This window comes from Streptomyces sp. SudanB5_2050 (genome assembly GCF_964272335.1).
Lineage (GTDB): Bacteria > Actinomycetota > Actinomycetes > Streptomycetales > Streptomycetaceae > Streptomyces > Streptomyces rochei.
In genome coordinates this window covers 1,717,536-1,730,323 of the sequence record NZ_OZ186760.1, presented here as the reverse complement: position 1 = coordinate 1,730,323, position 12,788 = coordinate 1,717,536, and the positions used below count along the sequence as shown (strand labels likewise).

The 12,788-nt window shown below is 71.4% G+C and carries 11 protein-coding genes; 8 read left to right on the top strand and 3 right to left on the bottom strand.

Going from position 1 to position 12,788, the window contains the following annotated elements:
• Positions 1-167 precede the first annotated feature (167 nt).
• From ACFZP7_RS07665 to ACFZP7_RS07645, 5 genes are read left to right on the top strand one after another with little or no spacing between them, the layout of a single operon-like run.
• Positions 168-1,787 carry a sensor histidine kinase KdpD gene (locus ACFZP7_RS07665; protein WP_109203266.1) on the top strand — a complete coding sequence of 540 codons (1,620 nt, stop codon included), beginning with the start codon at positions 168-170 and terminating at the stop codon, positions 1,785-1,787.
• Positions 1,788-1,813: 26 nt separating this feature from the next.
• Positions 1,814-2,191: a roadblock/LC7 domain-containing protein gene (locus ACFZP7_RS07660; RefSeq protein ID WP_203613347.1), complete on the top strand. Its 378-nt coding sequence runs from the start codon at positions 1,814-1,816 to the stop codon at positions 2,189-2,191.
• A complete protein-coding gene (locus tag ACFZP7_RS07655) occupies positions 2,188-2,598 on the top strand; it encodes a DUF742 domain-containing protein (RefSeq protein ID WP_019325211.1) in 411 nt (136 codons plus the stop codon). Before ACFZP7_RS07660 ends, ACFZP7_RS07655 begins: the two co-directional genes overlap by 4 nt.
• Positions 2,579-3,199 (top strand): ATP/GTP-binding protein, encoded by a 621-nt coding sequence (locus ACFZP7_RS07650; RefSeq protein ID WP_019325210.1) that lies wholly within the window; start codon positions 2,579-2,581, stop codon positions 3,197-3,199. Before ACFZP7_RS07655 ends, ACFZP7_RS07650 begins: the two co-directional genes overlap by 20 nt.
• Before the next feature lie 54 nt (positions 3,200-3,253).
• Positions 3,254-4,747 carry a cytochrome P450 gene (locus ACFZP7_RS07645; RefSeq protein ID WP_220671075.1) on the top strand — a complete coding sequence of 498 codons (1,494 nt, stop codon included), beginning with the start codon at positions 3,254-3,256 and terminating at the stop codon, positions 4,745-4,747.
• Here ACFZP7_RS07645 and ACFZP7_RS07640 read toward each other — a convergent pair.
• The gene (locus ACFZP7_RS07640) at positions 4,741-5,736 is read right to left on the bottom strand and encodes an RluA family pseudouridine synthase (protein WP_127443024.1); all 996 of its coding nucleotides are present in this window, start codon (positions 5,734-5,736) and stop codon (positions 4,741-4,743) included. The two genes, ACFZP7_RS07645 and ACFZP7_RS07640, sit on opposite strands and share 7 nt — an antisense overlap.
• A gap of 101 nt (positions 5,737-5,837) precedes the next feature.
• Here ACFZP7_RS07640 and ACFZP7_RS07635 point away from each other — a divergent pair, with 101 nt between their 5' ends.
• Entirely contained in the window at positions 5,838-6,419 is a 582-nt protein-coding gene (locus ACFZP7_RS07635; protein WP_385634121.1) for a GNAT family N-acetyltransferase, read from the top strand.
• Between the two features lie 39 nt (positions 6,420-6,458).
• Here the strand turns inward: ACFZP7_RS07635 and ACFZP7_RS07630 are convergent, their stop codons facing one another.
• Positions 6,459-7,304: a siderophore-interacting protein gene (locus tag ACFZP7_RS07630; protein WP_019325206.1), complete on the bottom strand. Its 846-nt coding sequence runs from the start codon at positions 7,302-7,304 to the stop codon at positions 6,459-6,461.
• A gap of 195 nt (positions 7,305-7,499) precedes the next feature.
• The gene (locus tag ACFZP7_RS07625; protein ID WP_385638376.1) at positions 7,500-8,405 is read right to left on the bottom strand and encodes a 5'-3' exonuclease H3TH domain-containing protein; all 906 of its coding nucleotides are present in this window, start codon (positions 8,403-8,405) and stop codon (positions 7,500-7,502) included.
• A gap of 270 nt (positions 8,406-8,675) precedes the next feature.
• Between ACFZP7_RS07625 and ACFZP7_RS07620 the strand changes: the two genes are divergently transcribed.
• Positions 8,676-9,764: a glycine betaine/L-proline ABC transporter ATP-binding protein gene (locus tag ACFZP7_RS07620; RefSeq protein ID WP_385634120.1), complete on the top strand. Its 1,089-nt coding sequence runs from the start codon at positions 8,676-8,678 to the stop codon at positions 9,762-9,764.
• On the top strand, positions 9,757-12,372 hold the full coding sequence (locus ACFZP7_RS07615; RefSeq protein WP_030973339.1) for an ABC transporter permease/substrate binding protein: 2,616 nt from the start codon (positions 9,757-9,759) through the stop codon (positions 12,370-12,372). The genes ACFZP7_RS07620 and ACFZP7_RS07615 overlap by 8 nt, the downstream gene beginning before the upstream one ends.
• Positions 12,373-12,788 lie beyond the last annotated feature (416 nt).

The following is a 12,788-nucleotide window of genomic DNA, read 5'->3' as shown; positions in this document are numbered from 1 at the left end:
CTGAATATGACACGGCGATGATCCGCTCGGACTAAGCTCGCCCGCAGCGCACCGAGTTGGGGTGAAATCGCGCGTTTGTTCCCAACGTGCCGAACATCCCGACAACTCCCAGAGATACCCCACCGCAAGCTCCCCCATCCCCGCCGATTCGTTTTCAGAGGGCCTACATGGTGAGTGTTGATTCCCCTCCAGGGCGCCGCGAACTTCCCTACGCGCGCACGCTGTTGCTGCCGGCCATACTGATGGCCGCGGCCACCGGGGCCGCCGTCGCCCTCGTGACGGAACCGGCCCGGCTCGCCGTCGGCCTGTGCGGCGCCCTCGCCACGCTGCTGGTGAGCCTCGCGGGCGCCCAAGTGGTGCGCCGCGGCCGTGAGATGCGGGTCATGCGCGAGGAGCACGCCCGTAACAGCGCGTATCTGGAGCGCCGGGCCGCGAGCCACTACGAGGAGATGGTCCGGCTCGGCGGCGAAGTCATCCCCAACGTCCTGCACTTCATGCGCCGGGGGAACACGCCCCACGAGGTGATGCGGCGCATCGGCGAGGTCGACCCCTCCTACACCGAACTCGGCGAACCCCAGCGCAAGCTGATCCGGATGGTCTGCGACATCGTCGACCACGAGGACTCCATGCGCGAGTCGGCCGAGCGCTCCTTCGTCGACATCGCCCGCCGCGTCCAGGCCATCGTCCACCAGCAGAACAAGGAACTCCGCGAGATGGAGGAGGACCACGGGCGCAACCCCGAGGTCTTCGACGACCTGCTGCGCATCGACCACGGCACCGCGCTGATCGGCCGCCTCGCCGACTCGATCTCCGTCATCGGCGGCGGCCGGCCCGGCCGCCAGTGGCCCGAACCGGTCGCCCTCTACAGCGTGCTGCGCGGCGCCATGTCCCGCATCCTCCAGTACGGCCGGATCAACCTGGCCTCCATCGCCAAGGTCAACGTCAAGGGGACCGCGGTGGAGCCGGTCATCCACGCCGCGGCCGAACTCCTCGACAACGCCACCCGCTACTCGCCTCCCGGGTCCAAGGTGCACGTCACCGCGACCGAGGTGCAGAGCGGCGTCTGCATCGAGATCGAGGACGCCGGGGTCAGCCTCAGCGAGGAGTCCCGCGCCCGCATCGAGGGCCTGCTCGAGGACGCCAAGCGCGGCACCGACGTGCAGGACCTCGCCCAGCACCCGCGCCTGGGCCTGTCCGTGGTCGGCCGGCTGTGCACCCAGTTCGGCATGGACGTCTCCCTGCGCGCCTCCGCGTACGGCGGAGTCCGGGCCATCCTCATCGTGCCCAGCAAGATGCTGACCACCGAGCCCGGCGTCGGACTCGCCCACGGCATCGGCGCCACCGCCATCGTCACCCCCGGCCCGGACGCCCTGCCCGGCCCCGAGCGCAAGCCCAAGAAGCGCCGTCCCACCAGCCCGCGCATCCCGGCGGGCGTCTCCTTCGAGGACGACGTGCCGGAGGTCACCGAATGGACGGCGGGCGGCCTTCCGCAGCGCCGCAGCCGGGTCAAGATGCCGCTCAGCCAGCGCCTGGCGGAACAGGCGAAGTGGGAGCGGGAGGACGCCGAGCGCGAGGCGCGCCTCGCCGCCGAGCGGGCCCGCAACGGCATCCCGGCCCCCGCCCCGGAACCCGAACCGGAGAAGACCGAGGAACTCCCGCCGGGTCACTGGATCGGCGCCTTCTGGGAGGGCCTCAAGCAGCACCCGGGCATCACCCAGGCCCACCAGCAGTCCAGCAGCAGCGAGCCGGCCCACGCCCCGGCCGACGACGAGGGGAACCTCAAGTGATCGAGCAGCAAGGCAAGTTCGACTGGATGCTCAAGGATCTCTACGACGGTGTACCGGGCATCGAGATGATCGTGGTGCTGTCCGCCGACGGCCTGCGCATCGCCCGCTACTCCGGTGACCCGGACGCCGCCGACCGGGTCGCCGCGGCCTGCGCGGGCCTGCAGAGCCTCGCCGGCGCGGTCGCCCAGGAGATCCCGACCAGCGACGGCGACATGAAGATGGTCCTGATCGAGATGAACGGGGGCTACTTCTACCTGATGGCCGCCGGCCCCAACGCCTACCTCGCCGTGCTCTCCGACGTCACCTGCGAGCCCGGCCGGATGGGCCTGAGCATGGCGGACCTGGTCGCCCGGATCGGGCCCCACCTGACGAGTCCCGCCAGGCGCACCGGGCAGACCGTATGACTCCTCCGCAGCGCCAGCGGCGATCCCCCGGGCAGCCCTCCGCCCCGTTACCCGCCTCCGGCCCGGCCAAGGAGGGCGAGAACCGCAACCCCGAGCGGCTGTTCGTCATCGGCGGGGACGAGGCCGGCGAGCGTGCCGACATCGACCTGGTGACGCTGATCGTCGCCCGCGCCGAACCTCCGGTGTCCGCCACCCCGGAACAGGCGGCCGTCCTGCGGCTGTGCGTCGCGCCCCTGTCCGCGGCCGAGCTGTCGGCCTATCTGAGCCTGCCGTTCAGCGTGCTGACCGTGCTGCTCACCGACCTGCTGGCGAAGGAACTGGTGCAGGCCCGCGCCCCCATCGTCCGCCAGAAGGTCGCCGACCGAAACCTCCTCGAAGCGGTGATGCATGGACTTCAAAAGCTCTGACACGATCCCGGGCCCGCGGACGGAGGACCGGCTGCCGCACACGGCCGAGGCCGCCGTGAAGATCGTCATCGTGGGCGGCTTCGGGGTCGGCAAGACCACCATGGTCGGCTCGGTCAGCGAGATCAGACCGCTGACCACCGAGGAGACGATGACCCAGGCGGGCATCGGCGTCGACGACAACTACGGCTCCGCCTCCAAGACCGCCACCACGGTGGCCATGGACTTCGGCCGCATCAGCATCACCGACGAACTCGTGCTGTACCTCTTCGGCACACCCGGTCAGGAACGCTTCTGGTTCCTGTGGAACGGGCTGTTCGAAGGGGCTCTCGGCGCGGTCGTGCTCGTCGACACCCGCCGCCTGGAGGTCAGCTTCGACGTCATGGGCCGCCTGGAGGAGCGCGGCGTGCCCTTCGTCGTCGCCGTCAACTCCTTCCCCGACGCGCCCCGTTACCCGATCGCGGAGCTGCGGACCGCGCTCGACCTGTCCGAGGAGATCCCCATCCTCGACTGCGACGTACGGCGCCGCGCCTCCAGCCGAGACGTGCTGCTCACCCTGATGCGCTTCCTGCACTCCCTCGCCATGAAGGGCGCGCTCACCTGACCCGGCGAGGCCGGCCCACCCCCGACCCACACCCCTTTCTCGCGGAGCGACACTGTGACGCCTGAACGCCACGCCCCCACCCGAACGGGCGAGCCCCTGCTCGAACCACCACCCGGCTGCCCCGCGCACGGCCTCGGGCCCGGCGGCCTGCGCCGGCTGCACGAGGCGGACGACCTGGAGGAGCTGTACGAGACGCTGCGCGAGCAGCACGGGCCGGTGGCACCGGCGCTGCTCCACGACGACGTACCGGTCTGGGTGGTCCTCGGCCACGCCGAGAACCTGCACATGGTGAGCACCCCGGCCCAGTTCTGCCGGGACAGCCGCATCTGGACGCCGCTCAACGAAGGCATGGTCAAGCCGGACCACCCGCTCATGCCGCACATCGCCTGGCAGCCCATCTGCTCGCACGCCGAGGGCGACGAGCACAAGCGGCTGCGCGGCGCGGTCACCAGCGCCATGTCCGACATCGACTACCGGGATCTGCGCCGCCACATCAAGCGCTACACCCAGCGCCTGGTCAACAGGTTCTGCGAGGAGGGCCGCGCCGACCTCGTCGGCCAGTTCGCCGAGCATCTGCCGATGGGCGTGATGTGCCACCTCCTGGGCATGCCCGACGAGTACAACGACCGGATGGTGGAAGCCGCGCGGGACGCCCTCAAGGGCACCGAGACCGCGCTCGCCAGCCACGCCTACCTCATGGAGGTCCTGGGACGGCTCGCCCTCGAGCGCCGGGCCCGTCCCGAGGACGACATCGCCGGCCGGCTCGTCACGCACCCGGCCGCACTCACCGACGACGAGGTCAGGGAGCACCTGCGGCTGGTCCTCCTCGCCGCCTACGAGGCGACCGTCAACCTCATCAGCAACGTGCTGCGCGTGGTGCTCACCCACCCGGGTTTCCGCGCCCAGCTCAGCGGTGGACAGATGCCGGTGTTCGAGGCGGTCGAGCAGTCCCTGTGGGACGAGCCGCCGTTCAGCACCGTCTTCGCGTACTTCGCCAAGCAGGACACCGAGCTGGGCGGTCAGCGCATCCGCGCGGGCGACGGTCTGCTGCTCGGCATCGCGCCCGGCAACGTCGACCCGCGCATCCGCCCCGACCTGGACGCGAGCATGCGGGGCAACCGCGCCCACCTCGCCTTCGGCGGCGGCCCGCACGAGTGCCCCGGCCAGGACATCGGACGCGCCATCGCCGACGCCGGCATCGACGCGCTGCTGATGCGGCTGCCCGATGTGCAGCTCGCCTGCGACGAGGACGACCTGCGGTGGCGGTCGTCGATCGCGTCCCGGCATCTGGTGGAGCTGCCGGTGCGCTTCGAGCCCAAGGCCCAGCAGGACATCAGGCAGCAGCCGAGCCACGCCCCGGCCCCGGCGCCCCGGCCCACCTGGCACATCGGCCTGCCCCGCCAGGAGGAGCGACCCGAGCCGACGGTACCGGCGCGCCCGCCGGAGCCGGTGGCCCCGGCGGCGGCGCAGCCCCAGCCGGGACCCGGGGAGCCGCCCCGTCCGCGCGGTGCCTGGCAGCGCTTCCTGCTCTGGTGGCGCGGCTACTGACGGCCGGACCCGTCCGCGGCGTACGCGGCCCAGTCCTCGTACGCCGCCCAGGCCTCCAGGGACCGGGTGCTGCGGAACCGGTGCTCGCGCCCCGTGACCGGATCGGTGAACGCCAGCTCCCGCGCCAGCAGTTGCAGCGGGCGCCGGAAGTCGCCGGCCGGCACGGGCGGGGCGACCTCGGGGTAGAGGGGGTCGCCGAGGATCGGCAGGCCCAGCGCGTTCATGTGGACGCGCAGTTGGTGGGTCTGTCCGGTGCGGGGGACCAGCCGGTACCGGCCCAGCCCGCGGTCGGGGCCGGGGCCGTCGGCCGGGCGGTGCCCGATCAGCTCGACACGGCTCACGGCGTTCGGCTCGCCCTCGACCTCCCGCGCGGCCAGCACCCCGCGCTCCTTCACGATCCGGCTGCGCACGGTCCGGGGCAGGGCGAGCGCGGGATCGTACGGGGCGACGGCCTCGTACGCCTTGTGCACCAGCCGGTCGCGGAACAGGCCCTGGTACGCGCCGCGTTCCTCGGGACGCACCGTGAACAGGACCAGTCCCGCGGTGAGCCGGTCCAGGCGGTGCGCCGCGCCGAGCGAGGGGACGCCCAGCTCGCGGCGGAGCCGGGCGAGCGCGGTCTCGGTGACGTGGCCGCCGCGCGGGGTGGTGGCCAGGAAGTGCGGCTTGTCGACGACGACGATGTGCTCGTCCCGGTACACGGTCCGAAGCGGGAAGGGCACCGGGACCTCGGCGGGCAGCTCCCGGTGGAACCACACGTACAGCCCGGGCTCGTACGGGGCGTCGCCCGGCACCGGCCGCCCGTCCGCGCCCACGACCGCCCCGGCCTCGAACATGCCCTCGACGACGCCCGGCCCCGCGCCGGACAGCCGCTGCGTCAGGTGCTCCCGCACCGTGGACCACGAACCGGTGGCGGGCAGTCGCACGCGCACCGCGTCGATCCCGTCGCGCTGGGGGAGGGGTGAGGGCGGGGGAGGTGTGCGGCGTCTCATCGCTGCCAGCGTACGAGGCGACGGGCCGGGCCCGGGCAACGACGGGCGGGCCGGGGAAAACCGCTGGGTCGCCGGGCGGCCCGGTTGGCAGGATGCGGTGCATGCCCTATCTGACACGCCCGGTCCTTCCCGCGGGCACCCTCTCCCGTTCCCCGCAGCCCACGATCCCCACCGGCGACGGCCTGCTGCTGCGCCCGTGGCGCGCCGAGGACGCATCCGCCGTCCACGCGGCCTTCCAGGACCCGGTGATGCACCAGTGGCACATCCGCGCCGCGGACTCCGAGGAGGAGGTGCGCGGCTGGATCAGCGAGTGGCAGCGGGGCTGGGAAGCGGAGCGGGACGTGCAGTGGGCCGTCGTCGACGCGACCGACGACCGGCTGCTCGGCCGGGTGGCGCTGCGGCAGGTGCAGTTGGGCGACGGAGTGGCCGAGGTCGCCTACTGGACCACGGCGGCGGCCCGCGGCCGGGGCGTCGCCGCCCGCGCCACCGGCGCGCTGTCGCGGTGGGCGCTGGACGGCATCGGCTTCCAGCGCCTGGAGCTGACCCACGCCGTGGCCAACGAGGCGTCCTGCCGGGTCGCGGCCAAGGCCGGTTTCGCCCTGGAGGGGACCAAGCGCCGCGCCCTGCTGCACCCCGACGGCTGGCACGACATGCACCTGCACGGACGGGTGCGCGGCGACTGAGCCGCCCGGGGCGCCGTCGCCGGCCGGCGACGCGGGGCGCTACGCGGCCGGCGCCGCGCCCTCCTGCTCCGCCTCGATGCGGGCGTTCCAGTCCCGCTTCGACGCCTGCCAGCCGTCCTCGTTGTGGCCGAGGCGCCAGTAGCCGGAGATGGAGAGGTCCTCGCGGGGGATCTCGCGCTCCACCCGCAGGAACCTGCGCAGCTCCTTCACGCAGCCCGCCTCGCCGTGCACGAACGCGTGCACCCGTCCCTCGGGGAAGTCCAGGCCGCGCACGGCCTCGACCAGGGCCCGGCCCACCGGACGGTCGCCGCGGTGCAGCCAGACCACCTCGACGTCGGAGTCGATCTTCTGCTCCTCCTGGGGCCCGTCGACCTCGATGAAGGCGAAGGCGCGGGCGCCGTCGGGCAGCGCCTCCAGGGACCGGGCGATCGCGGGCAGTGCGCTCTCGTCACCGGCGAGCAGGTGCCAGTCGGCGGCGGGGTCGGGCGCGTAGGCGCCGCCGGGGCCCATGAAGCGGACGGTCTCACCGGGCCGGACGCGCCTGGCCCACGGTCCCGCCAGGCCCTCGTCGCCGTGGATGACGAAGTCCAGCGTCAGCTCGCGGTGCTCGGCGTCCCACTGACGCACCGTGTACGTCCGGGTCACCGGCCAGTGCTCGCGCGGGAACTCCTCGCGGATGCGTTCCATGTCGAAGGGTTCCGGGTAGGTCACGCCCTCGGCCGGGAAGAGCAGCTTCACATAGTGGTCGGTGCAGGTGTCCGCCGAGAAGGCGGACAGCTCCTCGCCGCCGAGCACCACGCGCTGCATGTGCGGGGTGAGCCGCTCGGTGCGCACGACCCGCGCGGTGTGCGGCTTGCGTGGCTTGCGTCCCGGACGGTCTGCCATGGCGGCCTCCCTGCTCCCTGCGTGCGGTCCCTGAGTTAGGTAAACCTAAGTTAGCACCCGTGGCCCGCTCGTCGCTCCATGACGCCGGGCCGCACGGCACTCCCGCGCGCAGAGTACGGTTTCCCCTCCCCGGAACTCCGATGCACCGCCCGTGCCGCGCCCGGTCGCCACGGCACGGCACGGAACGGCCCCGCCTCAGGCGCCGAGCGTCGTCAGCAGCCGCTGCAGCGACCCGCCCAGTCCCCAGCGCGTCGCCAGTCCCTCCAGTGCCGCGGCGTCGCGCGGCGCACGCGGCAGCGTCATGTCCACGTCGGGCAGCGGGACGTCGTCGGCCACCCGGACCACCTTCGGGGCGACCGCGAGATACGGCGCGGCCTCGGTCAGGCGCTTGCGCTGGGTGGGGGTGAGCCGGGCCCGGGGGTCGTCGACGGCCGCCCGGATGCCGGCCAGGTCCCCGAACTCGGCGAGCAGCTTGGCGGCGGTCTTCTCGCCGATGCCCGCCACGCCGGGCAGGCCGTCGCTCGGGTCGCCGCGCAGCAGCGCCAGGTCGGCGTACCCGCGCCCGTCGACGCCGTACTTCTCCCGCAGTGCGGCCTCGTCGGTGAGGGCCAGGGTGCCGACGCCCTTGAGCGGATACAGCACCCGTACGCCCCGGGCGTCGTCCACCAACTGGTAGAGGTCGCGGTCGCCGGTGACGATGTCGACCGGGCCCGTCGCCCGCGCGGTGTACGTGCCGATGACGTCGTCCGCCTCGTAGCCGGCCACGCCCACCCGGGCGATGCCCAGCGCGTCGAGGACGGCCTCGATCACCGGGACCTGCGGCGAGAGCGTGTCGGGGACCTCCTCGGTGTCGGGGCCCGACGCCTGTTCCTCGGCGACGCGGTGCGCCTTGTAGGTGGGGATCAGCTCCACCCGCCACGCCGGACGCCAGTCGGCGTCCATGCAGGCGACCAGGTGGTCGGGCCGGTGGTCCTTCACCAGGCGGTCGATGAAGTCGAGGAGTCCGCGCACGGCGTTCACGGGGGTGCCGTCGGGTGCCTTCACGGAGTCCGGCACGCCGAAGTAGGCGCGGAAGTAGAGGGAGGCGGTGTCGAGGAGCATCAGTCGTCCGGTCACGCCTCGCATCATGCCGCAGGGAGTGCGGACGGGAGGCGGCGGGCGTGTGAGCTGGATCACTCATATGTTTGGGTCATAAGGATCGGGGCAGGCGCGCACCCGGGCCGAAGCTGGTTGATGCATTCAACTGTTAGCGAGACTTCGTATCTGACTCCGGGTCATTCTCCGTGTCAGTCCGCGCGTCACTTCTCGTGTCAGTCCTCGCGTCGACCGGACCTCGCGCCCCTGCCCCTGCCCCCGATCCAAGAGGTAAGCGTGTCAGCCAGGCTAGAGGCCGAGAACCTGTACAAGGTCTTCGGCAGAAAACCGGACCAGGCGGTCGAACGACTGCGCAAGGGAGCCGACCGGGAGGAACTGCGCGCGGACGGCACCACGGCCGCCGTCATCGACGCGTCCTTCACCGTGGAGCCCGGAGAGATCTTCGTGGTCATGGGGCTGTCCGGATCCGGTAAGTCCACGCTGCTGCGCATGCTCAACGGCCTGCTGGAGCCGACCGCCGGACACGTCCGCTTCGGCGGCCAGGACCTCACCGAGATCAGCGGGCGGCAGCTGCGCGAGGTCCGCTCCAAGAAGATCAGCATGGTCTTCCAGCACTTCGCGCTCTTCCCGCACCGCAGCGTCCGTGACAACGCTGCCTACGGCCTTGAAGTGCAGGGCGTGCCCCGCGCCGAGCGCGAACGCCGCGCCGACGAGGCGCTCGCCCTGTGCGGCCTGGCCGGCTGGGAGAAGTCCTGGCCGGACGAGCTGTCCGGCGGCATGCAGCAGCGCGTCGGCCTGGCCCGCGCGCTCGCCACCGACGCCGACCTGCTGCTGATGGACGAGTCCTTCAGCGCCCTCGACCCGCTGATCCGCCGCGACATGCAGGACCAGCTGATCGAGCTGCAGAAGACCCTGAAGAAGACCATCGTCTTCATCACCCACGACCTCAACGAGGCCATGCGCCTGGGTGACCGCATCGCCGTCATGCGGGACGGCGAGATCGTGCAGATAGGCACGGCGCAGGACATCCTCATACGCCCCGCCAACGACTACGTCGCCTCCTTCACCCAGGACGTCGACCGGTCCCGCGTGCTCACCGCCGGTGCCGTCATGGAGACCGACCTGCGCGGCGACGAGGCCGACTGCGGCTGCGAGACGGCGACGCCCGAGACGCCGTTCACCGAGCTGTGCGCGATCAGCGCGCGTGTGCCGCACGCCGTCGCGGTCGTGGACGGCGAAGGCGACCTCGTGGGCGTGGTCCCCTCACGCCGTCTCATCGGCTTCCTGGGCGACGAGCAGGCCGAGGCCGGCACCTGCGACTCCCCGCGCGACAAGGGCCCCGAGAAGGTGATGGCCCGTGCCTAGGATTCCGCTCGGCGACTGGGTCAACAACGCCGTCGACTGGCTGCTCGAACACGTCGCGTGGCTCTTCGACTTCCTCAAGACCGTCTTCACGGGCACCTACGACGGCATCAACGCCGTCCTCCAGGCGCCCGAACCGCTCCTCCTCGTCGGCATCTTCGCGGTCATCGCCTTCTGGCTGCGCGGCACGCTCGCCGGTGTTCTCACCTTCCTCGGATTCGCGTTCATCGTCTCCATGGAGCTGTGGGAGAACGCGATGATCACCCTGGCGCTGGTGCTCGTCGCGACCCTCATCGCGCTGGTCGTCGCGGTACCCGTCGGCATCTGGGCGGCCCGCTCCGACCGGGTCAGCGGCATCGTCCGGCCGGTGCTGGACTTCATGCAGACGCTGCCCGCGATGATCTACCTCATCCCGGCCATCCTGTTCTTCGGCACCGGCGCCTCCGCGGGCATCGTCGCCACCCTGATCTTCGCGCTCGCCCCGGGCGTGCGCATGACCGAGCTGGGCATCCGCCAGGTCGACAAGGAGCTGGTCGAGGCCGCCGAGGCGTTCGGCACCACTCCCCGCAACACCCTGCTGCGCGTCCAGCTGCCGCTGGCCCTGCCGACGGTGATGGCGGGCGTCAACCAGGTGATCATGCTCGGCCTGTCCATGGCCGCGATCGCCGGCATGGTCGGCACCGGCGGCCTCGGCGGCGACGTCAACGAGGCCATCGGCCAGCTCAACGTCGGCCTCGGCTCCGAGTCGGGCGTGGCCATCGTGATCCTCGCGATCTACCTGGACCGCATGACCAGCGCCCTGGGCACCCAGGTCTCGCCGCTCGGCCGCCGTGCCGCCGCCAAGGCCCGCAGCCTGGGCGGCATGAAGATCTGGTCCTACCGGCCCCGCCCGCAGGTCGCCGTCATCGGCGTCGTCATCCTCGGCCTGGTGGCCGGCGGCATGGGCGTGTTCGGCGGCTCGGGCGACTCCGAGTCCGTCGCGAGCGGCAAGAACGTCGGCCAGGGCAAGAAGATCACCCTCGGCTACGTGCCCTGGGACGAGGGCGTCGCCTCCACCTTCCTGTGGAAGGAGATCCTCGAGCAGCGCGGCTACGAGGCGGAGGCCAAGCAGTTCGACGCCGGACCGCTCTACACCTCCCTGGCGCAGGGCGACATCGACATCGTCACCAACGCGTGGCTGCCGACCACCCACGAGCAGTACTGGAAGAAGTACGGCGACCGCCTCGACGACCTCGGCTCCTGGTACGACGAGACGTCGCTGGAGCTGACCGTCCCCGCCTACATGAAGGACGTCAACACGCTGGCGGACCTCAAGGGCAAGGCCGACCTCTTCAAGGGCAGGATCACCGGCATCGAGTCCAGCGCCGGTGAGATGGCCCTGCTCAAGAGCAAGGTCATGGGCGCCTACGGCCTGGAGGACGAGTACAAGGTCGTCGACAGCTCCACCCCGGCGATGCTGGCCGAGCTGAAGCGGGCGATGAGCAAGAAGGAGCCCATCGTCGTCACGCTCTGGTCCCCGCACTGGGCGTACAACGACTACGACCTGAAGAAGCTGAAGGACCCCGAGGGCGCCTGGGGCAAGGGCGACGGCGTGCACACGCTCTCCCGCAAGGGCTTCGCCGCCGACGACCCCACCGCCGCCCGGTGGATGAAGGACTTCGAGCTCACCGAGAAGCAGCTCACCAGCCTCGAGGCCGAGATCAACAAGTCCGGCAAGGGCAAGCAGCAGGAGGCCGTGCGCACCTGGCTGAAGGCCAACCCGGGCCTCGTCGACAAGCTCGCCCCGGTCGAGGGCGGCTCCGGCGCCACCCCGGCCGAGGCCAAGCGTCCGCTGGACGTCGCCTGGTTCCCGTGGGAGGAGGACGTCGCCGTCACCTACCTGTGGAAGAACGTCCTGGAGCGGCGCGGCTACAAGCTGAACCTGAAGCAGATGGACGTCGGCCCGGTCTACACCGGCCTGGCCACCGGCGACCTGGACCTCAACTTCGACGCCTGGCTGCCCCACGCCCAGAAGAACTACTGGGAGAAGAACAAGGACGACCTGACCGACCTGGGCACCTGGTACGAACCGACCTCACTGGAGATCGCCGTCCCCTCGTACGTGAAGGACGTCAAGTCCCTCGCGGACCTGAAGGGCAAGGCCGACCTCTTCGACGGGAAGATCATCGGCATCGAGCCCGGCACCGGTCAGATGCAGCTGGTCAAGAACGACGTCCTGCCGGCCTACGGTCTGGAGGACGAGTACGAGGTCGTCGACGGCTCCACGCCGGCGATGCTGGCCGAGCTGAAGCGCGCGCTGGCCAAGAAGGAGCCGGTCGCGGTCACGCTCTGGTCCCCGCACTGGGCGTACAGCGAGTACGAGCTGACCAAGCTGAAGGACCCGAAGAAGTCCTTCGGCGAGAACAACACGATCCACACCATCTCCAGCAAGGCGTTCCCCGAGCAGTACCCGCAGCTCACCGAGTGGATCAAGAACTTCCGCATGAGCGAGGACGAGCTGGGCACGCTGGAGGCCGAGATCAAGGACCGCGGGCAGGGGCACGAGGAGGAAGCCGTGGCCGCGTGGCTCGAGGAGCACCCGGACATGGTGGGCCGGATGACCCCGCAGTAGGACGACCGTGACGGTCCGGCACGCCACACCGTGCCGGCCGCCCGAGGGGTGGGCCCGGGACGCGCCTTCGCGACGAAGCGCGCCCCGGGCCCACCCTTTTGACGTGTGCGCCCGGCGCACGGTAAGGATTCGGTCAACCACGGAGCGCCAACCCCCCGCCCGAGCCTGACTCCACCGGGGCGGGAGAGGCTGGCGGGAACACGCGGGACCGTCCCACCCTTGAAGCGGTAGGGCGTCCGGTACCGCGCGCACCCGGCGCGGGCCGTGGCGAGAACTGTGAGGTCGCGGCCACCGCACCGTGACGTCGATGTGACGGCCGCATGAAACGGTTTGCCGAACATGCGTAGGGTGCAGAGAACTCATCAGGGAGGCGGCGCCCGCACCGGGGCACCGCGGCGGTGACGACGACGGGCGAA

What these genes read in the sequence shown, in the direction of transcription:
- ACFZP7_RS07625 (WP_385638376.1), bottom strand. Translation starts at nt 8,405, where the DNA reads ATGCTCCTCGACACCGCCTCCCTCTACTTCCGCGCCTACTTCGGCGTG.
- ACFZP7_RS07650 (WP_019325210.1), top strand. Translation starts at nt 2,579, where the DNA reads ATGGACTTCAAAAGCTCTGACACGATCCCGGGCCCGCGGACGGAGGAC.
- ACFZP7_RS07640 (WP_127443024.1), bottom strand. Translation starts at nt 5,736, where the DNA reads ATGAGACGCCGCACACCTCCCCCGCCCTCACCCCTCCCCCAGCGCGAC.
- ACFZP7_RS07665 (WP_109203266.1), top strand. Translation starts at nt 168, where the DNA reads ATGGTGAGTGTTGATTCCCCTCCAGGGCGCCGCGAACTTCCCTACGCG.
- ACFZP7_RS07655 (WP_019325211.1), top strand. Translation starts at nt 2,188, where the DNA reads ATGACTCCTCCGCAGCGCCAGCGGCGATCCCCCGGGCAGCCCTCCGCC.
- ACFZP7_RS07635 (WP_385634121.1), top strand. Translation starts at nt 5,838, where the DNA reads ATGCCCTATCTGACACGCCCGGTCCTTCCCGCGGGCACCCTCTCCCGT.
- ACFZP7_RS07630 (WP_019325206.1), bottom strand. Translation starts at nt 7,304, where the DNA reads ATGGCAGACCGTCCGGGACGCAAGCCACGCAAGCCGCACACCGCGCGG.
- ACFZP7_RS07660 (WP_203613347.1), top strand. Translation starts at nt 1,814, where the DNA reads ATGCTCAAGGATCTCTACGACGGTGTACCGGGCATCGAGATGATCGTG.